The sequence below is a fragment of the Sphingopyxis sp. genome (genome assembly GCF_019459305.1).
Classification (GTDB): Bacteria; Pseudomonadota; Alphaproteobacteria; order Sphingomonadales; family Sphingomonadaceae; genus Sphingopyxis.
Genome location: NZ_JAIBES010000129.1, coordinates 1 through 20,045 on the forward strand (window position 1 = coordinate 1; position 20,045 = coordinate 20,045).

19 protein-coding genes are annotated in these 20,045 nt (G+C 63.2%); 7 read left to right on the forward strand and 12 right to left on the reverse strand.

Going from position 1 to position 20,045, the window contains the following annotated elements; all coding sequences use genetic code 11:
- The first annotated feature begins 111 nt into the window (after window positions 1-111).
- Window positions 112-909 (forward strand): amidohydrolase family protein, encoded by a 798-nt coding sequence (locus tag K0M74_RS14955; protein ID WP_366932676.1) that lies wholly within the window; start codon window positions 112-114, stop codon window positions 907-909.
- On the opposite strand, the gene K0M74_RS14960 is transcribed toward K0M74_RS14955, so the two are convergent.
- From K0M74_RS14960 to K0M74_RS14970, 3 genes are all read right to left on the reverse strand, one after another.
- Window positions 906-1,430, reverse strand: coding sequence for a hypothetical protein (locus K0M74_RS14960; protein ID WP_293974100.1), 525 nt, complete (start codon window positions 1,428-1,430; stop codon window positions 906-908). The two genes, K0M74_RS14955 and K0M74_RS14960, sit on opposite strands and share 4 nt — an antisense overlap.
- A gap of 186 nt (window positions 1,431-1,616) precedes the next feature.
- Window positions 1,617-2,090, reverse strand: coding sequence for a hypothetical protein (locus K0M74_RS14965; protein WP_293974103.1), 474 nt, complete (start codon window positions 2,088-2,090; stop codon window positions 1,617-1,619).
- A complete protein-coding gene (locus K0M74_RS14970) occupies window positions 2,087-2,500 on the reverse strand; it encodes an OB-fold domain-containing protein (RefSeq protein WP_293974106.1) in 414 nt (137 codons plus the stop codon). The genes K0M74_RS14965 and K0M74_RS14970 overlap by 4 nt, the downstream gene beginning before the upstream one ends.
- 134 nt (window positions 2,501-2,634) lie before the next feature.
- Here K0M74_RS14970 and K0M74_RS14975 point away from each other — a divergent pair, with 134 nt between their 5' ends.
- The 5 genes from K0M74_RS14975 to K0M74_RS14995 are packed head-to-tail and all read left to right on the forward strand — an operon-like array spanning window position 2,635 to window position 9,096.
- A complete protein-coding gene (locus K0M74_RS14975) occupies window positions 2,635-3,948 on the forward strand; it encodes an amidohydrolase family protein (RefSeq protein WP_293974109.1) in 1,314 nt (437 codons plus the stop codon).
- A gap of 13 nt (window positions 3,949-3,961) precedes the next feature.
- Entirely contained in the window at window positions 3,962-5,236 is a 1,275-nt protein-coding gene (locus tag K0M74_RS14980; protein ID WP_293974112.1) for a cytochrome P450, read from the forward strand.
- A 13-nt stretch (window positions 5,237-5,249) separates the two neighbouring features.
- Complete coding sequence (locus tag K0M74_RS14985; RefSeq protein ID WP_293974115.1) at window positions 5,250-6,725, forward strand: aldehyde dehydrogenase family protein; 1,476 nt, start codon at window positions 5,250-5,252, stop codon at window positions 6,723-6,725.
- An 11-nt stretch (window positions 6,726-6,736) separates the two neighbouring features.
- Window positions 6,737-7,969, forward strand: a complete 1,233-nt coding sequence (locus K0M74_RS14990) for a CoA transferase (RefSeq protein WP_293974118.1) — start codon at window positions 6,737-6,739, stop codon at window positions 7,967-7,969.
- Window positions 7,970-7,983: 14 nt separating this feature from the next.
- Complete coding sequence (locus tag K0M74_RS14995; protein ID WP_293974120.1) at window positions 7,984-9,096, forward strand: Gfo/Idh/MocA family oxidoreductase; 1,113 nt, start codon at window positions 7,984-7,986, stop codon at window positions 9,094-9,096.
- A 30-nt stretch (window positions 9,097-9,126) separates the two neighbouring features.
- Here K0M74_RS14995 and K0M74_RS15000 read toward each other — a convergent pair whose 3' ends face one another.
- The 4 genes from K0M74_RS15000 to K0M74_RS15015 are packed head-to-tail and all read right to left on the reverse strand — an operon-like array spanning window position 9,127 to window position 12,868.
- A complete protein-coding gene (locus K0M74_RS15000; protein WP_293974122.1) occupies window positions 9,127-10,296 on the reverse strand; it encodes a thiolase family protein in 1,170 nt (389 codons plus the stop codon).
- The gene (locus K0M74_RS15005; RefSeq protein ID WP_293974125.1) at window positions 10,293-10,688 is read right to left on the reverse strand and encodes a Zn-ribbon domain-containing OB-fold protein; all 396 of its coding nucleotides are present in this window, start codon (window positions 10,686-10,688) and stop codon (window positions 10,293-10,295) included. Before K0M74_RS15005 ends, K0M74_RS15000 begins: the two co-directional genes overlap by 4 nt.
- Entirely contained in the window at window positions 10,685-12,085 is a 1,401-nt protein-coding gene (locus K0M74_RS15010) for an MFS transporter (protein ID WP_293974128.1), read from the reverse strand. Before K0M74_RS15010 ends, K0M74_RS15005 begins: the two co-directional genes overlap by 4 nt.
- Complete coding sequence (locus tag K0M74_RS15015; protein WP_293974131.1) at window positions 12,086-12,868, reverse strand: SDR family NAD(P)-dependent oxidoreductase; 783 nt, start codon at window positions 12,866-12,868, stop codon at window positions 12,086-12,088.
- 148 nt (window positions 12,869-13,016) lie between these two features.
- Here K0M74_RS15015 and K0M74_RS15020 point away from each other — a divergent pair, with 148 nt between their 5' ends.
- Window positions 13,017-13,658, forward strand: a complete 642-nt coding sequence (locus tag K0M74_RS15020) for a TetR family transcriptional regulator (protein ID WP_293974134.1) — start codon at window positions 13,017-13,019, stop codon at window positions 13,656-13,658.
- A 149-nt stretch (window positions 13,659-13,807) separates the two neighbouring features.
- Here the strand turns inward: K0M74_RS15020 and K0M74_RS15025 are convergent, their stop codons facing one another.
- The 5 genes from K0M74_RS15025 to K0M74_RS15045 form a co-directional block, all read right to left on the reverse strand.
- Window positions 13,808-14,635 carry a coniferyl-alcohol dehydrogenase gene (locus tag K0M74_RS15025; RefSeq protein ID WP_293974137.1) on the reverse strand — a complete coding sequence of 276 codons (828 nt, stop codon included), beginning with the start codon at window positions 14,633-14,635 and terminating at the stop codon, window positions 13,808-13,810.
- A gap of 107 nt (window positions 14,636-14,742) precedes the next feature.
- Window positions 14,743-16,116 carry a phosphotransferase family protein gene (locus K0M74_RS15030; RefSeq protein WP_293974140.1) on the reverse strand — a complete coding sequence of 458 codons (1,374 nt, stop codon included), beginning with the start codon at window positions 16,114-16,116 and terminating at the stop codon, window positions 14,743-14,745.
- The gene (locus K0M74_RS15035; RefSeq protein WP_293974143.1) at window positions 16,116-18,323 is read right to left on the reverse strand and encodes a CoA transferase; all 2,208 of its coding nucleotides are present in this window, start codon (window positions 18,321-18,323) and stop codon (window positions 16,116-16,118) included. Before K0M74_RS15035 ends, K0M74_RS15030 begins: the two co-directional genes overlap by 1 nt.
- A 3-nt stretch (window positions 18,324-18,326) precedes the next feature.
- Window positions 18,327-18,755, reverse strand: a complete 429-nt coding sequence (locus tag K0M74_RS15040; protein ID WP_293974146.1) for an OB-fold domain-containing protein — start codon at window positions 18,753-18,755, stop codon at window positions 18,327-18,329.
- 5 nt (window positions 18,756-18,760) lie between these two features.
- Entirely contained in the window at window positions 18,761-19,978 is a 1,218-nt protein-coding gene (locus K0M74_RS15045; protein WP_293974149.1) for a thiolase, read from the reverse strand.
- Window positions 19,979-20,045: the final 67 nt, after the last annotated feature.

A 20,045-nucleotide genomic window follows, 5' to 3' on the forward strand; every position in this document is an offset into this window, starting at 1 on the left:
GTTTTCTCCACCCGCGACGTCCACACCCAGGCCTGCTCTGGCATCCTCTACAGTTTCTAGCCGAAATTCGACTCGACCGTCACCGAGAACCTCTGGGACGACGGCGCGGTCATGCTGGGCAAGCTCAACATGGACGAATTCGCCGAATGGGGGGTTACCGGCGCGACCGACGCCGGCGCATCGAACGGCCCGGCCGAGGCAAGACTGCTCACCGGAGCGATACCGCAGCGGCTGGTGCTGATGGGAACGGCGGAACTGCCTGCCGGCGAGGGCTACACGCTCGGCCCGGTCAAGCTGCTGCTCGATGAAAATGACCTGCCCCCGATCGAAACGCTCGCGGAGCACATCAAGGCGGCACGCGCACTGCACCGGACCGTCGCCGCGCACTGCGTGACGCTGGGCGAACTCGTTTTTTTCCTGCAGGCACTCGCCGAAGCGGGGGGATCGCGCAACGGCGACCGCATCGAGCATGGCGGTGTCATCCCTGAAAGCCTGATCGGCGACATTGCCGCCGCCGGGCTGACAGTGGTCACCCAGCCCAACTTCATTCATGACCGCGGCGACCGCTATCTGGCGCAAATGGACGCGCAAGAACTTGCCGATCTCTATCGGCTCGGCTCGCTGCTGAACGGCGGGGTGCGGGTGCTTGGCGGATCGGACGCGCCCTATGGCGATGCCAATCCGTGGATAGCGATTCGTGCGGCGACCGATCGGCGAACGCGGGAGGGCCACGTCATCGGCGCAGACGAAGCGATCGGCCGGCGGTCCGCGCTGGCGCTTTATCAGCCCGCTCCGCTCGCTGCCGGGTCGCCGGCCGACTTGATCCTCTATGAATGGCCAGAAGAGGCGCGCGCCCTTGCCACTGTGGGGCTTACGCTGATTGGCGGCACTATCGTTTGGCAGCGCTAATCGCGCACCAGCAGCATCGCGCCCGCAAGCGGGCCGCCTGATGTCGACGTCGCGCAAATTCGCGGGTCGTCCCTCACTTGCCGTTCGCCCGCGCGACCCCACAATTGCGTGCAAGCTTCGTGCACGGCGCCATAAGCATGCAATCGGCCGCCCGACAGCGCCCCCCCGCCCGTGTTCACCGGCAGGTCGCCATCAAGCGCGATCCGCGTTCCCCCTTCAAGGAAATCCTTGGCGCCATAACGCTCGCAAAAACCGAAATTTTCGAGCCAGTTGATCGTGTGAAAGCTGAAACCGTCGTAAAGCTGCGCAATGTCGACATCGGCGGGTTTGAGGTCGGTGCGGCCCCACATCATCTCGGCGACCTTCGGCTGCGCCTGCGTGTCGAGCGCGTCGAGCTGGGTCCAGCTGTTACGGTAACGCATTGACGAGCCGATCGCTTCGATCTGGATCGGCGGGTTCTTGAGGGTGCGTGCAATGTCCATGCGGGAGACGATGATCGCCGCCGCACCATCGATCGGCACGTCGCAGTCGTAGAGCCTCAGCGGTGTCGCGATCAGCGGCGAGGCAAGATAGTCTTCAAGCGTGATCGGGGTTTTATAGATCGCATTGGGATTGAGCGCGGCGTTGCGGCGCTGGTTTACCGCAATCTGCCCGACCTGCTCGGGCGCTATGCCGCTCTTGTGGACGTAGAGGTTGAAGAACAGCGCCTAATGCAAAGCCGCGGCGTAGGTGTAATAGGGGGCATACCACGAAAAAGGCCCCGTCTGCCTTTGCCCCTCGCGGAGCAGGGAATTGGCATAGGACGACTTGCGCGCTGTCGCTTCGTACATTGTCCGGAATATAAGGACATTGCGGCAAAGCCCCGCTGCGATCGCGCCGATCGCATTGAACACCGCGCCATATTGGCCGGGAGCCTCGCCGCCGCCGCCGTACCAGCCGACTTCGAGTCGCAGCGCGTCCTGCAGGGCGGCACAGCCGACGGGCGAGAAGCCCGATCCGTCGGCGCGCTCGCCGGGCCATGTCGCGATGCCGTCGATATCGGCGCGGTTCAGGCCGGCGTCGGCGATCGCTTCGAGCGCGGCATCGACGGTGAGCGCGAGCGCCGACCTGGTCGCGCCGCGCGAGACTTCGGACATGCCGACGCCGGTGATGGCGGTGTTTTTCTCTGCAAAGCGGGTCATGAATGCACCGGGCGGAACAAGGGGATCCAGACGTCTTCGACCCGTTCGAACACCACCTCGACCGGCATGTCGAAGATGACGTCCTGGGGGGCGCAGTCGACGATGTTGCAGGGAATGCGGACATCGTCCTGTTCTTCGATCGCAACCAGAGCAAGCACATAAGGGACGGGGAGATCCGGCACCCACGACTTGTGGTTGACCGTGAAGGTTACCACCCTGCCCCGCCCCGTTACCGCGTGCGGCACGACGTCACGGCTGTCGCATTTCGGACAGAATGGTACCGGCGGATGTACGAAATAGTCGCAGTCGGCACAGCGATGGACGGCGAGCTTGCCATCGCGGCCCCAGGTCCAAAAGGCCTCGCTGTCGCGGTCGACGACCGGCAGGATGCGGACGGGCGCTTGAGTCATATAGTTGCTCATCCCTTTGCACGTGAGCGTTTAGCCCGACTTATCACACTAGGTGATAAACCAATAGTTGACACATCGTCAATTTTTGCGATGATGCGGACAACAAGAACATCAACTGGAAGAGGAGAGTCGCCATGAAGATGGACGACATGGTGATCATCAGCGTCGACGATCATGCAATCGAGCCCCCCGAGGCGTTCATCCGCCACTATCCTGAAGGCAAGAAGGACCGCGCCCCGCGGATCGTGCAGGACAAGGGCAAGGACGTCTGGTCGTGGAACGGCCAACGCTTCCCCACCATTGGCCTCAATGCCGTCGTCGGTCGGCCGCGCAGCGAATATGGCATGGAGCCCAGTTCCTTCGATCAGCTTCGTCCCGGCACTTATGATCCGAAGCTTCGCGTCGATGACATGAATGCCAATGGCGTGCTTGCTTCGCTCAACTTCCCGACCATGCCGAGCTTCGCCGGTGGCACCTTCGTGGGCATGGCGCAGAAGGATCCTGAAGAGGCGCTGCTCGCGTGCCGCGCGTGGAACGACTGGCATGTACAGGAATGGTGCGCTGCCGCCCCGGGCCGCTTCATCCCGATGTGCCTGATCCCGATGTGGAACATGGACGACACGCTCGCCGAGTTGAAGCGAATGCGCGATTTAGGCGTCCATGCGGTCAGCTTCTCCGACAATCCCTCGAACATCGGCTTGCCGAGCATCCACAACGAATATTGGGAGCCGTTCTGGAAAGCGTGCTCCGACTACAAGATGGTGATCAACTGCCATATCGGCACCGGCGCGCGCGCGATGCATCCCTCACCCGAAAGCCCGATTGACGCGTGGATTACCGCGATGCCAATCTCGATTGCCAATTCGGCCGCCGACTGGACCTTCGCGACCTTCTGGCAGCGCTACCCCGATCTGCGTATGGCGCTCAGCGAAGGGGGCATCGGCTGGATACCCTATTTCCTAGAGCGCGCCGATTTCACACACGAACATCATCACGAATGGACCTTCACCGATTTCAAGGGCGAGCGCCCGTCGGACCTGTTCAAACGCCACATCATCTGCTGCTTCATCGACGACCAGTTCGGGGTGAAGAACCTTGAATATATGAATGAGGATATGGTCTGCTACGAATGCGACTACCCTCATTCTGACACGGTGTGGCCCAATGTGCCCGAATATCTCTGGGCATCGGTCAATGGGCTTTCGAAGGAAACGATCGACAAGATCACGCATCAGAATGTGATTCGCGAGTACAGCTTCGATGCCTTCGCGCTGAACGGCGGCCGGGAAAATTGCACGGTCGCGCATCTACGCGAACTCGGCAAGGACGTCGACGTCAGCCCGCGGCACAATCTGGGCGGGCTCAAGACCGACAGCATGGATGCAATCGGCCAGGCGCGACGTCCCGTGACGTCGGGCGACATCGAACGCATGTTCGCGTCGGCTTGATAGGAGCGCCCCCATGAGCGAGACGATGTCCCGTTGCCCGATCGCACGCGCGCCGGCAGATGCGCCGGCCGTTCCTGCGCATGTCCCAGCCGAACTGGTGCTTGATACGCGCTTCGCCCAGGGCCAGGTGGCGAACGACCTGCCCGATCCGTACCTGCCGGCGGACGTCATGCGTTCGCCCGACGTACCGCGCATTCTTTATTATCCCTGGCCGACCAGTGGGCGACAGCATGGCGCGTGGACGGTGTCGCATTACGACGACATTCGCCGCGTCTATGAGGATAACGACCTGTTCTCTACCGAAGGCGCCGCGCAATTCCAGGCGCTCGCGGGCGAGAGCTTCCCTTCGATCCCGCTCGGCATCGACCCCCCGGATCATGGCCGCTACCGCAAGTTCCTGAATCCCTGGTTCACGCCGGTCGCGATGAACGACATGGAGCCAAAAATCCACGCGATCGTCACCGAAATGATCGACGCGGTGATTGCCGAGGGCGAAGTCGATATCGCCTATGATTTCGGGCGAATTTATCCGGTTCGCGTGTTCCTGAACCTGATGGGTTTTCCGTTCAGCATGTTCGACCAGTTTCTCGAGTGGGAATATGCGATCCTGCACAATCCCGACATCCCGGCGAAGGTCGATGCGGTGAAGGGCATCCTTGCCTATCTGCGCGCTTTCATCGCGGAGAAACAGGCGAACCCCGACGCGACGCTCGGGAGTTACATCGCCAACGGCCAGATAGAAGGGACGCCGCTGACGGCTGACGAGACGATCGGCATGACCTGGTTCCTTTGGCTTGGTGGCCTCGACACCGTGGCTTCGACGATCAGCCAGATGTTCCGCCGCATGGCGCTCGACACCGAGTTGCAAGCACGCATCCGCGCCAACCCTGAGATGGTGAACAGCGCGGTGGAAGAGTTCCTCCGGGTTCAACCGCTGGTCAACAGTGGCCGCAGGATCAAGAAGGATTTCACGTGGCATGGCGTCGACCTGAAAGAAGGCGACTGGATCGCCTGCATCAACAGCTCGGGCAATTTCGACGAACAGCAATTCGCTTGCCCGCGCGACTTCGACCCGGAGCGCAAGAACAACCGGCACTTCACGTTGATTGGCGGCGTGCACATCTGCCTCGGTGCGCATCTGGCGCGGCGCGAACTTCGTGTACTGCTCAAGGAATGGCTGACCCGCGTGCCGCCGTTCAAGATCAAGCCCGGCGCGGACACCACAGTAATCCCAGGGCTTTTGTCGATCCGCAACCTGCCGATCGTCTGGGACGCCCAATCCGCCTGACAGGAACGAGACCATGGCATTTTTGAAATATGACGACGCCATCTATGTCGGCGGCGAATGGCAGAAGACTGACCGGCGCGAGGCAGTAATCAACCCCGCCGACGAAAGTCTTCTCGTTGAAGCACCGGTCGGCAGCGCGGCGCAAGTCGGCGCTGCGATCGGCGCGGCGCGCACGGCGTTCGACCAAGGGGATTGGGCTTATATGCCCGTCGCCCAACGGCAGGCGATCCTGACGCGCTTCCTCGACGCACTCGACGCGCGGAAGGCGGCGATTGTCGACATGATCGTCGCGGAAGCAGGCGCCACGCGGATGCTCGCCGAGTTCCTACAATATGGTATTCCGATGAAGCATGCGCGCCGGACAGTCGAGCTCGCTTCGCGGCCTGCGGTCTCGTCGCTGCCTGTCGAGCTCACGCCCAATGCACAGGGCCGCACAACGCTGGGCACTGGGGTCGTCAGTCGTGAGCCAGTGGGCGTCGTCGCCGCGATTTCGCCCTATAACTTCCCGTTCTTCCTCAATATCGGCAAGGTGATCCCGGCACTCGCTGTCGGCTGCACCGTCGTCCTTAAGCCTTCGCCGTACACGCCGATGGAAGCGCTTGTTCTCGGCGAGATCGCCGATGAGGTCGGACTTCCGAAAGGCGTGCTGAGCATTGTCACCGGCGACGTCGAAACCGGCAAATTACTGACGACCGACCCGCGCGTCGATCTGGTTCATTTCACCGGGTCGGACAAGGTCGGCGCGATGATCCAGGCGCAGGCGGCGCCGACGCTCAAGCGTATTGTGATGGAGCTTGGCGGCAAGTCGGCGCTTATCGTCCGTGCCGACGCCGATATCCAGAAGGCAGCGGCGGCCGGCATTATGGGATTCACCACGCACTGTGGCCAAGGCTGCGCACTAACAACGCGGCATCTCGTCCATAATAGTATCCGCCCGCAATTCGTCGCTGCGATGCAGGCGATGCTCGCGCATGTGAAGATCGGCAATCCCTCCGACCCAACCGTCAACTACGGTCCGCTGATCCGCGAAGTCGCGCGTAAACGGACCGAGGATTATGTGGCGATCGCGCAGGACGAAGGCGCGACGCTAGTCGCGGGGGGCAAGCGTCCCGAGGGCCTCGGCAAAGGTTTCTATTACGAGCCCACATTGTTCGACAATGTGAAGAACGACAGCCGTCTCGCGCAGGAAGAGGTGTTCGGCCCGATCGGCGCGGTTATCGGTTTCGACGACGATGATGAGGCCATTTCGATGGCCAACCACAGCGATTTCGGGCTGTCGGGCGCGGTCTATTCGGCCGACGCGGGGCAGGCTTACCGAATGGCGCTCAAGCTGCGCACCGGCGGGGTCTCGATCAACGGCGGCGCGGGGACGATGCAGTCCGACGCACCGTTCGGCGGCATCAAACGCTCGGGCTACGGCCGCGAATATGGCGAGGATGGCCTCAACGAATTCACCTATCAGAAAGTCATCGGCTTTCACGCCGAGTAAGGAACAAGCGCATGACCAAAGTTATGGCCGGTATCCGCGTCCTCGAGGTCGCGCAATTCACCTTCGTGCCCGCAGCGGGCGGGGTCATGACCGACTGGGGCGCCGACGTGATCAAGATCGAGCATCCGGTGCGCGGCGACGCGCAGCGCGGCATCCAGATGCTGCAGCGGCTTGCGGTAAACCCCCAGCGTTCGTCGCTGATGCAGCATCCCAACCGCGGCAAGCGCAGCGTCGGCATCGATGTTTCGACCGCCGAGGGGCAGCAATTGCTCTACGAAATCGCTGTGACCTGCGATGTGTTCCTGACCAATTACCTACCCAGCCAGCGCCAGAAGCTGAAGATCGACCTCGAGCATATCCGCGCCGCCAATCCGAACATCATCTATGTTCGCGGCAGCGCGTTCGGCGACAAAGGTCCCGAGCGTGACAAGGGCGGGTTCGATTCGACCGCATATTGGGCGCGCGGCGGGTCGGCCATATTGGTGACGCCCAAAGCGCTTGATGGACCGCTGACCCAGCCCGGCCCAGCGTATGGCGACACGATCGGGGGAATGAACATCGCAGGCGGGATTGCAGCAGCGCTGTTCCACCGCGAGCGCACCGGAGAGGCGACCGAGGTCGATGTGTCTTTGCTCTCATCGGGCATCTGGGCGACCGCCTGTTCGGTCGACGTCGCGATGGAACTGGGCGCGGATCCGTTCGAAAATCAGATGCCCGGCGGCAGCCAGGCGGTCGGCACCAATCCCTTCATGGGCGTGTTCAAGACGTCCGACGGCAAGTTCATCAACCTGACTGTATTGTCGCCCGGCCCCTATATCGAGGATGTGTTCGGCCATCTCGGCATCGCCGACGCGGCAAAGGACGAGCGTTTCTCGACCGCCGAGGCCATCATGGCGAATGCAACCGAGGCCTATCCGCTGGTCAAGGAAGCCATTGCGGCCCGGCCCTATTCCTATTGGGTTCAGCATCTCAAAACGATGAAGGGGCAATGGGCCGCCTATCAGTCGGTCCACGACGTCGCGAGCGACGAACAAGTGCTGGCCAATGATCTGATCTTCGAGGTCGAGAGCGCCGATGGTGGTGCGCCGATCCGGCTCGTCGCTAACCCGGTGCAGTTCAACCGCGAGGGCGTCGAGAATAGCCGCGCGCCCGAGGCATCGGAGCATACCGAGCTGTTTCTGATGGAATTGGGGCTCGAATGGGACCGGATCGAGGACTTGAAGAACAAGAAGGCGATCGCCTGAGCGGCGGGCGCGGCATGCCGCCCACGCCCCTTCGCATCGGAATCATCAGTGCGGCCTGGGGCGCCAAGGCACATCTGCCCGCGTGGCGCAGCCTCGACGGGATCGAAGTCACCGCAATCTGCACCTCGCGGCCCGAGACGGCGGCGAAGGCCGCCGCCGAGTTCGGCGTCGCGCGCGCGTTCCATGATTTCCGTGAGATGGCCGCCGATCCCGATATCGACATCGTCGATTGCGGCACGCGCCCGCCTTTACGCTACGCCATGGTGATGGCGGCGCTCGGCGCGGGCAAGCATGTGTATAACGGGATTCCCTTTGCCAAGGATATGGCCGATGCGCGCGCGATGACCGATGCGTGGCGCACGGCGGGGACGGTCGCGGTTGTTGACGCCTTCATGCAGGCGGTGCCGGCGATGGTACAGATGAAGGCGATGTTGGGCGACGGCTGGATCGGCGACGTCTTTGGCGCGGATGTCGCGTTCGAGGTGCCGCTATTCAGTTCGGCGCAGACCAACGTACCGGGCTATGTCTGGTTCGCCGACCCCGCCAACGGCGCAAGCGCTGGCCGCAATCTGGGCAGCCACATGCTGCATCTGTTGGTGCATTTTTTTGGGCCGATCACGTCTGTTGCATCAGATCACACCTTGGCGCTGAAGCAATGGCCACTCGATGGCGACGTAATCTGCCCCGAGGTGCCCGACCGCGCCTCGATGCTCTTGCGCCACGCGTCGGGATTGCCGACGCGGGTGGAGGCCAACTGGTCGAAGATCGGCGGCGAAGGGTTTCGCTTCTCGGTGTGGGGATCGGCGGGAAGGCTCGAAGCACGCGCGCCGGTGTTTCCGATGGCGCATGATACAAGACTGTTCGGCACCCGAGATACGGCGCTGGGCACCGCGATGATGGGCGAGATTGCGATTGCGCCTGAGTATCTGACGGTGCCGGGTTGCCACGCGGTTGCAGACCGGCCTGAGACCGGACTGCTGGCGCTGGCGTCGATTTTTGCAGCGATGCGTGATGCGATCCATGGGTTCGGCACGACGGCGCCCGACTTTGCGCAGGGGCTGCATGTACAGCACGTGGTCGAGGCGGCGGCGCAGGCGAGCGACGAGCGGCGGTGGATCGACTTGTAATCGCCCTCCCTCAGGCGGGTGGGAAGGAAGCTAGTCGCGCCGGATCAGCATCGATCCCGAAATGAACCCACCCCCCATTCCGCACACCGCCGTTTTCGCGTCCGCAACCTGCCGCCCGCCCGCATTGCCCCACAATTGCGTGCAAGCCTCGTGCAACAACCCGAAACCGTGCAGTCGCCCACCCGACAATTGACCGCCGCCGGTGTTCACCGGAAAACGTCCGCCAGGACCGATATTGCCCTCGGCGATGAAGTCCTTTGCCTCCCCATGGCCGCAGAAACCGAAGGCTTCGAGCCAATAGGGCACGAAGATGCTGAAGCCGTCGTAGAGTGCGAGCATGTCGACGTCGGCGGGTTTCAGGTCGGTGCGTTTCCACATATCCGCCGCGCTGTCGTGCGCGCCCATCGTCGTCAGGTCGGTGCGCTGATCCCAGGTTTCCTGCGACGCGAGCGCCGCACCCATCGCCTCGATCGTCAGCGGCGCGCGCGCACAATCCCTGGCGGCGTCGGCGGCCGAAACGATGATCACGCACGCCCCGTCGATCGGTACGTCGCAGTCGAACAGCCCGAGCGGCGACGAGATCATCCGCGCGCCCAGATAATCGTCCATCGACAGCGGCGCCTGCATCACCGCCGATGGATTATGCCGTGCAAAGGCGCGCTGACCGGTCGCGACGAGGCCCAGATGCTCGCGCGTCATGCCGAATTCGTGAAAGTATCGCGTCGCCATCCAGCCGGCCCAGTTCGATGCCGACATGGCGTTGGCAGGGACAAGATAGCTGTACCAGCCACCCAGCCGGGCGCGTCCCGCACCCGGGATGCTCGCGCGCTGGGTCGCAGTCTGCGAACTGCTTTCGGTAAGCGCGCGGAAACAAAGGACGTGACGCGCCTGCCCGGTCGCGACCGCCATGGCCGCCACCATCAGCGGCGCCATCTGCGACGGGCCATCGGGCACCGCGCTGTGCCAGCGGGTCTGGAGGCCGAGTGCGTTGCGGACCTCGCCGGTGCCCAGTGGCGACATGCCAGGCGAATTGTCGGCTTTGCCCGGATAGGTCGAGATGCCGTCGATATCGTCCTTGGTCAGCCCGGCGCATTCGAGCGCGCGCTTCGCGGCTTCGGCAAGATGCGCCATTGCGGGGCGTCCGGTCTTCCGCCCGATGTCGGACATGCCGACGCCAGTAATCGCTGCATTCAGCGTCATTGCGCCTTCTCCCACTGCGGAAACCAGATATCTTCGATGTTGGCGAAGCTTATGCGCATCGTCTGGCCGATAGCGACGCTTTCAGGGTCGGTTCCGACAACTTCGGCGGTCACGCGGACACCCGGAGCGCCGTCGAGATCGACCACCGCGAGGGTAAAGGGGACCTGCATTCCGGGGGCCCATGGCTGATGGTTCACCGTATAGGTATAGACTGTGCCGGTTCCAGGAACCGGCCTGCTTTCAACGGCTTCGCTCCAACACTTCGGACAGATCAGCTGCGGCGGGTGGATCGCGTGGTTGCAGTCGGCGCAGAAGGCGATCATCAGTTTGCCGTCCGCGCCGCCGGTCCAGAAGGCGGTATTTTCGGGCGTCAGTTCGGGGAGTGGTCTCATGGCTGTTCCTGCGGTGAAAGTTGTCGCGGTAGCGCAAATGCGACGAGAATCGCCACGAGGCAGATACCGACGATGACAGTGACGGTGAGGTCGTAGGCGAACGGCGAGGGATAGATTTCATCGCCGCGGCGCACGACATCGACCGCGAGCAAGGTCGTTACCATCTGCGCGCCGATACCCAGGAACAGCTGACGGATGACGGTGAGCATTCCCGAAATCTCGCTGATCCGTTCAGGCGGCGATGCTTGCGCGATGATCGTCGGAGCCACCGAGAATAGCATCGTCGCGCCAAAGCTGATGATGATGAGCTGCGCGACAGCAATGGCAAAGCCGTCGATATCGACGATAAACCACAGGAGCCACCCCGCGGTGGTGATAAGGCCGCCGACAATAAGCGCGATCCGACCACCCCCCCTGCCCGCGAGCCAGCCGCCGAGCGGTCCGGCGAAGGTCGAACTGAGGTTCGAGGGAAGCTTGGCAAGTCCCGCCACCGTTGCCGTGAGTCCGAGCCCGGCAACAGTCCATGCCGGCGCCTGCAGCAGCAGCGAGAAGAATACCGTGATCTGAAGCGTACTCATCGAGACGAGCGCGGTAACTGCGCCGCCCACTGCGATCGTGCGGTCGGCGAAGCTGCGGATCGCGATCAGTGGATTGGGGCTGGTCAGGCTGCGGCGGACCCACCAGGTGACAAGCGCGACGCCGAGCGCCAGCGCACCCAGCGGCATTGGGTTGCCCCAGCCCCAGCTTTTTCCCATGCTGAAATAGACAAGCACGAGCGCCACGCCGGGCGCAAAAGCCAAGCCCGACATCCAGTCGACCGCCTGCGTCGATGGGCGCCGGATCGAAACGGGCACGAAGGCGAGAATCGCGAGCATAGCCGTCACGCACAGTCCGGCGCTGGTGAAGAAAATGCCGTGCCAGCTGAACTGATCGACGATCATGCCGCCGACGACGAGCCCTGCCGCCGTTCCGATCGACGCGCCCGAAATCATCAGGCCGATCGCCATTGGCGCGCGGTCCTTTGGCATATTTTCATGCACCAGCCCTATGCATAAAGGGAGGATCGCGCCGGTGACCCCCTGCATCAGCCGGCCGGCGAGCAGCACCGAGAAATTGGTCGAAAGCGCGCTGATCAGAGAACCGATCGCCCCGATCGCTAGGACGACAATCAGCACCCGTCTCCGCCCGAACAAATCGCCGAGACGGCCAACGACCGCCGCGATCGCCGCGCCGACGATAAGATAGCCGGTGATCAGCCAGCCGACCATTGCGGGATTTCCAAAATCCTCGATCAGCTTTTTGAGCGCCGCGAGGATCATCGCAGTTTCGAACGACCCGGTGACTTCGGCGACCCATAGTGCACCGATGAGAAGTGGAAGGTTGCGGCGATCGCTCACTCAGCTTGCGACCGTCTTGGCCCCGTCGGGAACCCCTACCTGCGCTGCGCGAACCTCGATAAGGTCGACCCCGATGTCGGCGGGAAGGCCGATGACCGCCAGCAGCGCCGCAGCCATCGATTCGGGGGTCGCCGATTCCCCTGACATCGAGGCGTGGCCCGTCTCGACGATCTTTTTATAGAAAGCTGCCATGGTGTCTTGCGACCATGCCTTGCCGCCCGACCCGCCCTTGACCGAGCCAGAACGCAGGATGGTGACGCGGATTTCTTCCGAGCGCAGTTCGTCGCGCAGGCCCTGACAAAGCGTTTCGACGGCCGCCTTGGTCGCCGCATACAGCGCCAACATCGGGAAAGGCATTCGGACCGATTCACTGCTGATCGCGATGATCTGCCCCTTGGTTTCGCGCAAATGCGGAATCGCAGCGCGGGCCAGCCAGGCGACGCCGAGGATGTTGATATCGACATGATTGCGGATCAGGTCGTCGCTGCCATGTTCGAACGCGAAAGGGTGGTAGATTGCAGCATTGGCAACAACGACGTCGATGCGGCCAAACGCATCGATGGTGCGTGCGATCGCCGCATCGACAGCGGTCGACGAGGTGACGTCACAGGCCAGCGGCAGGACGGCGTCGCCGAATTGCTGCGCCAGACTGTCGAGTTCGTCCGACGGCCGCGCAAGGCAGGCGACGCGCATCCCCGCCCCCGTCAGCGCGGTGACGAAATGACGGCCCATCCCCTTCGAAGCACCCGTGATAACGGCAGTTTTGCCGGAAAGGCTTTCCATCCCGATTCCCCAATTACTATGCTTTTCTTTTGTTTCTGACGATACGTCAATTTTTTGCCTTATCGCAACCCAGCTGTTAGGAAGAGTGGCACATTTTGAGCGGGGCACGAATTTGACGACACAGCAACAAGCCGTGGTTGAGCAGCGCGTGGCGTCTGATGCGGTGTCCGAGGGCACTGGTCGCAAGCTGGGCGCCAAAGGTCAGCGCACCCGTCAGCAACTGATCGATGCCACGGTTGCGTTGCTGGAAACGCACGGGTTGCGGGACGTTTCCGTGGTCGACGTCGCTCGCGCCGCCAATACCTCGCCAGCGACTTTCTATGTCTATTTCAAAGGCGTGCCAGAGGTTGTTCTGGCGGCGCTTGAAAGTGCGACGCAAACGTCCCCGGAACTGGAGGCGATCGTGGCGAGCGACTGGCTGGCGGCTGGGGCCGCGGCAAATGCGCGAGCGTTCGTCGATTGTTATACCGATATCTGGAATCGCAACCGGACAATATTCGTGGTCCGCAACCTCGCCGCCGAAGAAGGCGACGCGCGCTTTTACGAAGCGCGAATGACCTTGGCGCGGCCCATCCTGATTGCGATCAGCGAGCAGGTCGAGCGCGCGCAGGCGGCTGGCCGTATCCCAGCCGACCTGTCGCCGCGTTCGTGCGCCGGAACGATGCTGATGATGCTGGAACGCCTTTCGGCCATCGGCCCGATGAGCCGCGACGATGACGGGGTCGGCTATGCCGACCTCAAGGCCGCAGCCGCGTACAGCATATCGACGATGCTGGGCGCCAGAGGGTAGCTGTGGCGATCCCCCCTGTCGCGCAGCGATGGGAAGCCGACAGCGGTGTAACCCCTGACGGAGGGGCCTTGGCACTGCCGTCGCCGCGCCTTCACCACTCGCTGGGCGAGCGGTTCCCTTCCCCATGACTTCGTCACCGGGAGGTTGAGTCACGCCGCCGACGCCTCTGCAATCATCTGCTGAATGTTGAGAACGCCGGTGGCCAATCCGCCGGCAAGACCCGCATCGACCGGCAGGCAGACGCCGCTGATGAAACGTGCCGCGTCGCTGTTGAGAAGGATCAGCGGCAGCGCCTGTTCCTCCGGGGTCGAATAACGGCCCTTTGCTTTGGCAAATGCGCCAAGCACCGCATCGCCCGCAATCTTGCGAAATTCGCCAAGCATCGGGGTGTCGATCGGGCTGGGCATCGTGCAGTTGATGCGGATGTCGCGAGCGATCAGGGCGGGGGCGCTGATCTGGGTCCAGGTATTGATGAGTTCTTTTGACAATGTGTAGGGATCACCGAGTTCGTCGGCGCGATCGGTGTACCATTGCCGCGCCTTTGCAAAGTCGGTGATACCCATAAATTCGCGCAGCAGCGGCTGACGCGCCAGATAACCCATACCAGCGAGCGACGAGACGCTGACAATGGATGCGCCCGGGTTTAGGTTCGGAATCCAGCCTTCGGTCCAGGCGCGGATGCCAAGGAAATTGACCGTGACCACATCCTCGCCCGGGAAAGTCTGCGGCAGGCCCGAGACGTTGAACACCGCATCAACCTTGCCACCAATGCTGGCGATGCCCGCCGCGATCGCTTCAGGGCTTTTCAGGTCGATTTCGGTAAAGCTGGCGAGGTCGACGGGCGACGGTTTGACATCGGCGCCATGCACTTCCGCGCCCAGATCGACGAGTGCGCGGGCGGCGGCTTCGCCGGTTCCCGAGAAACAGCCCATGACGACCACGCGCTTGCCCTTATAGCCCAAAATATCGGTAGCCATCACACCTTCTCCGTCCGTTTTTATCTAGAGAAACCGGGGTAAACCCGCGCCGACCGAGCAGCAAGTCAAAACTTGACACTTCGTCAATAATTTGGATACGCTGTAAATCATTCCAGCGGTGCGAACGTCGTCTGGGCGAGCCCGCCCATAGCTTCGGCCATCAATGCCGCCTCACGCGCTTCATGCGCATTGCAGAGGATCATCGCGGTTGCAGTTGCGATGCGATCGGCGGCCACCGAGTCGCGGAAAGCGGCCCAGGCGGCGGCATGATCGGAAAATTGGCGAGCCAGTGCAGCCTCGACCTCCTGCTTCTCGACCGCGTGAAAACCCGGTTCGAAGCGTTCGATCGCGCGCCACCATTTGATCAGCCGCGCCATGCCCTTGGCCTTCACCGCGGCCTGTTGGTCGGCGATGCGCGGAACGATGCTGTTGCGGATATCGTCGAGCGCGATCGTGAAGCTGCGGTCATGGGCACCGAGAGGCGCGTCGGGCATGGCGACAGGCGGCATAGCCACCCCCGCCGCGTCGGCCAGCGCCTCCGACAACACGCGGCGGTGGATCGTCGAGTAGACGAGGTTCATGCCGAGGTTTGGCGGCGGCGGCGCATCGGGATCGTCATAGCGCGAGCGCCGTGCGAAGCCGGTTTGAAAGAGCAGCCGCCAATAGCGCACGCGCGCCAGATCGATCGGGTAACCGCCCGCAGCTTCATAATCTGCGAAAGCTTTGGGAAGCGGGACAAAGCCCTGGAACAGCATCCGCAGGCAGAGCATCGCGAGGTCCGCCATCGGGTCGCCGTAATGCACCAGTTCCCAGTCGAGCAGCGCAGTGACCCGCTTGCCGTCGTAAAGGAAATTCCCCGGCCCGGCGTCGCCGTGGACGATCACAGGCGCGGGCATATCGGCGGGGATATTTGCGTCAAGCCAGTTCAATGACAGGTGGATCAGCGGATCCCAAGCCTTTCCGCTATTCGCCGCGCGCAGCACGGCGAGCCGCCGGCGGATGAAAGAGTCGGCGGGCTCGACCGCGCCCATGCCCTCGACCGGGCTGGCGGTCACGTCGATGCGATGGAGTGCTGCGAGTTGTGCCATAAAATCGGCCGCGATTGCGCTGCGCTGAGCCGGATCGGCGATGCCGCCGAAGCGGTCCTTGCCGGGCACCATACCGCACACGAGCGCGCGCTGGTCCGGCACCGATGCGAAATAGGGCGCTACACGCACGCCTGCCGATGCCAACGGACCCGACAGCGCGCGCAGCACGGCCGCTTCGCGCAGGAAAGCGGCGTCGTCCCCTGCCCCCGCTTTAAGCACATCATAATTCATGTACGCGCTTGCAGTGCGTCCGTCGGGCCAGGCGAGGTCGAGTTCGGCGCCGTCGCGCGATGCGCCTCCGCCGCCGCGCGGCCGGACGGCTGTCACGCGCGCGCCGCTTGCCGCCTCAACTGCAACTGCGAGGCCGTCAGGCAGAAGTGCTGCGGGCTCCATCAGGCGATGATCTTTGCTTCGCGGAAGCCCGCGATCTCGGAATCCGAATAGCCGATTTCGCGCAGAATCTCGTCGCTATGCTCGCCGACCGCGGGGGCGCAACGTTTGAAGACAATCGGCACGTCACCGAAATTCCAGAAGGCGCCGGGCTGTTCGACGAGGCCATAGAGTGGCTGAGGCAGGGCCGAAACAAGGTTCAATTCGCGATTCTGCGGATCGTCGAAGAAACGGTGCATCGCATCTTCGAAATTAACCGCGTCGCTGGGCACACCAGCGGCTTCGAGCGCAGCGAGCAGGTCGGCTGCTTTCCACCCTTCAGTGGCGGCTTCAAAGCGCGATTCTTCGCCCAGCAGATCGCGCAGGGCGGCCTGCTGTTCGGGTCGGTGCGCGGCGACCGCGACCCACTGATCGTCGGAACATTCATAGATGCGGTGATAGGGCGAGAAACCCGTCTGGTCGTCGGTCAGATGATAGGTTTCGGTGAGCTTTCCTTCGGCGTCGATCAGCCGCTCGCCCTGTGTGAAAGCGGCGACGCCGAGCAGCGAGCTTTGCGTCGTATACCCCCTGCTCCCCGCACGCTTGGCGTATAGCGACGCCATGATTTCGACGAGGCAGGATTGCGCCGACGTGACATCCATCGTGCCGGGGCGGTTGAACACGGGTTTGTTGCCGGCACCCGCATTTTCGAACTCCCAGCCCGCAATCGCGTTGAAGATCGAGTCATAGCCCGGCCAATTGCCGCGCGCGCCCTTTTGGCCATAAGCGCTGACATAGTTGAACGCGACGTCGGGGTTATATTTACGGATGCCCTCTTCGCTGAGGCCGAGTTTCGCCGCGCCCCTGAACCGCATATTGTGATGGACGACCTCGGCCCACTGGATCAGTCGTTCGAGGATCGGCTGCGCCTCGGGCCGTGTCAAGTCGAGTGCGAGGCTGCGCTTTGAGCGCGCCGCCGCCTGATAATAGCGGTGCATGAAACGGATGCGGTCGCCGGTCAGCGCCTCGACCTTGATCACATTGGCGCCCATGTCGCCCATCATCGATGGCCCCATCGGGCCAGCGAGGAACATGCCAAGGTCGAGGACGCGGACGCCTTCGAGGATTTCGGCGGGGGCGGCGTCGGGTGCAGGGGCGATGGACTCTGAGGTCCAGCTCTCGTCGCCGCCTTCGCCGAGGCGCGGTGCGGGGCGCCCCTGCGGCAGGTCGGCGTCGGTGTGGAAAGGGACGTTGGGCTGGCGCGTCTTACCGAGATCGGGGTCGTCGACGGCGATGACATAGCCATTCGCCTCGACCTCCGGATGACGCAGGACTTCGCCCATCGGATAGGCGGGTTCGACCGCGATGTCGGCAGCGCGCAAATCGGCGATCCAGCTGTCGCGCGGGCGCAGACGAAACGCCGCCTCGATGCCTTCGGGGGTCTCGAGGTCGACGTCCGCCTCTGCCATCACGTCCCACATCGTCGGCATCGTGGCGTAATCGAACTGGCGGGTCGGATCCATGATCTGCAACCAGTCGCCGCCCTGGCACTCGAACAGCTGCTGCGCCATTGCGCGCGGGGCACCGGGGGCATAGGTCGGCGGATTGGGCATGGGCCCTTCGCTGTTGCGCGCCCAGACGAGCGGCAGCGTCGAGAGAAATCCCTGGAACAGCGAGGTGTGCGCGGCGCCGCCCTGCCCCGACTGGAGCCGCATGACGAGCCGCGCGAGGATGCCCGATGCGGCGAGGTGCGCCGCGGCCCAGCTTCCCTGACGGTAGCGGTAGACGATCGGGCCGCCACGATAGCCGTCATTCTCGTAAAGCACGCCGACGCGCGCGGCGACGAGCAGATCGTCGGCGCCGCGTTCGACATCGGGGTGATTATGCGGGCTGCCGGTGATGCCGCAGGTGACGAGACGGGGGAAGGCGCGGGCCAGTGCTGCGTCGTCGAAGCCCAGCGCTTGCGCCTGCTGCGGCGTGAACTGGTGGAGCAGGACGTCGGCGCCCGGGAGGCGGTCGGTCAGCGCGGCAAGGCCGTCGGCGGTATCAAGGTCGAGGATCAGGCTGCGCTTGCCGCGGTTCCAGTTGGCAAAGGGTGCGGTGCCGCGCGCGGGGTCGCCACCGGGGCGCTCCACCTTCAGCACGTCGGCGCCGAGTTCGCACAGCATCAGCCCCGCGACCTGGACCGCCATTCCCTCGCCGATCTCGACGATGCGAAGGTCGCCGAGCATCGGTCAGGCCTTCTTGAAGTTCGGGAGAACCCAGTCGTCCTGGATCGGAGTCCAGTCGACGATGACTTTCATCCCGATATGGACGTCCTCGGCATCGCAGCCCGACACATTGGCGTTCAGGCGCGTGCCGGGCGCGCCATCGAGGTCGACGACAACGGGGACATAGACATAATCCTCGCCATTCTTGGGGTTCTTGTTGCAGATCGCATAACTGAACACCGTGCCGGTGCCTGGGAGCGCGGGCCAGTTTTTGGCGCGGCTGCCGCATTCGGGACAGACCGCGGTCGGCGGCATCCGGAAGTGGCCGCATTCGCCGCATTCGCACGCGGTAAGCTTATGCTCTTTCGCCGCCTGCCAGAAAGGTTCGGTGTCGGGGTTGGTGGTGATGCGGATCTGGTCGCCGGGAAGCGCGCGGGCGGGGCCATAGGTCATGAGGGTCAGTCCTTGCGCAGGATGAGGCTGGAGACGGGGAGCGACGCCGGGCCGCCCGAGACAAGCGCGAATTCAGCGTCCTTGACCTGGTTGATCGCGGTGCCGCGCACCTGTTCGACGCCCTCGACGATATGGGTCATACCGATGATATAAGCCTCGTTGAGGTTCCCGCCGTGGGTGTTCACCGGCGTGCCGCCGTTGACGCCCTTGCCGGTCACCGGATCGTATCGAAGCTTGCCCGAGAGGACATAATCATTGCCCTCCCCCTTTTCGCAGAAGCCATAATCTTCGAGCTGCATCAGCACCATCGGGCTGAAATGATCGTAGATCAGCGCGACGTCCATATCCTTGGCCGACAGACCCGACTGCGCCCAGACGCGGTCGGCGGTGAATTTATGCCCCGAGCTGGCGAAATGCGGGTCTGGCATTCCCATCCACGCGAAGGCCCGGCCCCATTCGCGCTGGCCGCCATGCGCCGCAGCATGAACGACCGCGGGCTTGTGGCGACAGTCTTTGGCCCTGTCCATCGTCGTTGTGATAACAGCGACCGCACCGTCGGTTTCGAGACAGAAATCGAGGCGCCGGAGCGGGTCGGCTAGCATTACCGACGCGTCATATTGTTCCTTGGTCAGCGGTTCCTTGCGCACCGCTTTCGGGCGGTTATGGGTGTTCGCGCGGGTGGCCATCACAACCTCGCCGAAAGCGTCCTGCGTGGTACCGTAAAGGTGCATATGTCGGCGCGCGAGAACGGACATCAGATGGCCAGGACCGACAAGACCCGATGGCTGGAGGAAGCTGTTTTCAGGATTGGGCGCGGCCGAACCGAACACCACGCCGAGGCGATGCTGCGGCAGTTGCTGCAGCGCCATCAGCGTTACGCTATAGGTGCAATCCTCGTTCATCAGCCCCGCTGTCGCGAGGCCGATTGCGCCCGGACAGCCGCCGCCGCCGCTGGTCAAAGTCGCCGACCAGCTGATATGCGGCATGCCCAATGTTTCCATCAGGCTGGCGGTATCGAACTTGTCGAGATAACCCGCGCCCGCGGTTGAATAATATGAGAAGCCGTCGATCTGCTTATGGCTGATCCCCGCATCGGCGCAAGCGTTCATGATCGCCTCGACCGCCATATCGTTGATCGTGCGCGGCCAGCTTTTGCCCCGGACATAATAGTCGGTAGACCCGACGCCGACGATCGCGCACTTGTCCTGATTGACCCAGGCCATGCTTTTCTCCCGATTCCCAGTTATCTAACTAGGTTTGATATGACGTCGAACGCACCTTGTCCAGCCG

Coding starts and splice junctions, on each gene's coding strand:
- K0M74_RS14990 (WP_293974118.1), top strand. CDS start 6,737: ATGACCAAAGTTATGGCCGGTATCCGCGTCCTCGAGGTCGCGCAATTC.
- K0M74_RS14965 (WP_293974103.1), bottom strand. CDS start 2,090: ATGACCCGCTTTGCAGAGAAAAACACCGCCATCACCGGCGTCGGCATG.
- K0M74_RS14970 (WP_293974106.1), bottom strand. CDS start 2,500: ATGACTCAAGCGCCCGTCCGCATCCTGCCGGTCGTCGACCGCGACAGC.
- K0M74_RS15030 (WP_293974140.1), bottom strand. CDS start 16,116: ATGGAGCCCGCAGCACTTCTGCCTGACGGCCTCGCAGTTGCAGTTGAG.
- K0M74_RS15015 (WP_293974131.1), bottom strand. CDS start 12,868: ATGGAAAGCCTTTCCGGCAAAACTGCCGTTATCACGGGTGCTTCGAAG.
- K0M74_RS15000 (WP_293974122.1), bottom strand. CDS start 10,296: ATGACGCTGAATGCAGCGATTACTGGCGTCGGCATGTCCGACATCGGG.
- K0M74_RS15040 (WP_293974146.1), bottom strand. CDS start 18,755: ATGACCTATGGCCCCGCCCGCGCGCTTCCCGGCGACCAGATCCGCATC.
- K0M74_RS15035 (WP_293974143.1), bottom strand. CDS start 18,323: ATGCTCGGCGACCTTCGCATCGTCGAGATCGGCGAGGGAATGGCGGTC.
- K0M74_RS14955 (WP_366932676.1), top strand. CDS start 112: ATGCTGGGCAAGCTCAACATGGACGAATTCGCCGAATGGGGGGTTACC.
- K0M74_RS14985 (WP_293974115.1), top strand. CDS start 5,250: ATGGCATTTTTGAAATATGACGACGCCATCTATGTCGGCGGCGAATGG.
- K0M74_RS15025 (WP_293974137.1), bottom strand. CDS start 14,635: ATGGCTACCGATATTTTGGGCTATAAGGGCAAGCGCGTGGTCGTCATG.
- K0M74_RS14995 (WP_293974120.1), top strand. CDS start 7,984: ATGCCGCCCACGCCCCTTCGCATCGGAATCATCAGTGCGGCCTGGGGC.
- K0M74_RS14975 (WP_293974109.1), top strand. CDS start 2,635: ATGAAGATGGACGACATGGTGATCATCAGCGTCGACGATCATGCAATC.
- K0M74_RS14980 (WP_293974112.1), top strand. CDS start 3,962: ATGAGCGAGACGATGTCCCGTTGCCCGATCGCACGCGCGCCGGCAGAT.
- K0M74_RS15005 (WP_293974125.1), bottom strand. CDS start 10,688: ATGAGACCACTCCCCGAACTGACGCCCGAAAATACCGCCTTCTGGACC.
- K0M74_RS15045 (WP_293974149.1), bottom strand. CDS start 19,978: ATGGCCTGGGTCAATCAGGACAAGTGCGCGATCGTCGGCGTCGGGTCT.